The sequence below is a fragment of the Cryobacterium sp. MLB-32 genome (assembly GCF_000738085.1).
GTDB lineage: Bacteria > Actinomycetota > Actinomycetes > Actinomycetales > Microbacteriaceae > Cryobacterium.
Map to the genome: position 1 here is coordinate 1 of NZ_JPRS01000539.1, position 716 is coordinate 716.

Here is a 716-nt window from a genome sequence, read left to right on the forward strand (position 1 = left end):
CGAATACTTCGACGAACCGGACACGGCGATGGACTTCGTGTTGTTCTCCAACTATGGACGTCTCGTCGATGCTCTTCAGGCCGGGATGATCGATATCGCCTGGAATACAAATCTTGCGTATGCGCGGTCAGTGCTGCAGACCGATGGGCACGTGCGGGCGCTAGCCATGCGCGACACGGACGCCAATTTTTCGACGGTGTTTGTCGGGGCGGCAGGAAGCGGCTGGTCCGGTCCCGAGGACATCGCGACCCGGCGATTGGCCCTCGGGTCGGCCGACTCGGCTCACGCCGCGATTCTGCCTCTACATTATCTGCGCGCGGCCGGGGTGGATGTCGATCAACTGCATATCCAGCGCTTCAACAGTGACATCGGCAAACACGGTGACACCGGTCGCAGCGAGCTGGACGCGATCGATGCGGTACTTGCTGGCGATGCGGATGTCGCCGCAATCGGCATCACAGTGTGGGAGAACATCGGCCGTGGCGACCTGATGCCGGGGATGCTCGAGCCAGTCTGGCAAACCGAGTCCTACTCACACTGCATGTTCACCGCCCTCGACACTCTGCCTGAGGCGGTTTACGCACCGTGGGTGGCGAAACTGCTCGCCATGGACTGGAACGTGCCGGCGCACCGACGAATCCTCGAGCTGGAGGGACTCACCCGATGGGTAGGGCCGCACCTCGAAGGCTACGAGGGGCTATTTCAAGCGATCAAAR

Annotated in this window: 1 protein-coding gene; it reads left to right on the forward strand. The window is 61.7% G+C overall.

The window, feature by feature from the left end; genetic code table 11:
* Positions 1-716, forward strand: a 716-nt coding sequence (locus tag JF66_RS19830) for a phosphate/phosphite/phosphonate ABC transporter substrate-binding protein (protein WP_035880610.1), incomplete at both ends; no start/stop codon positions are given.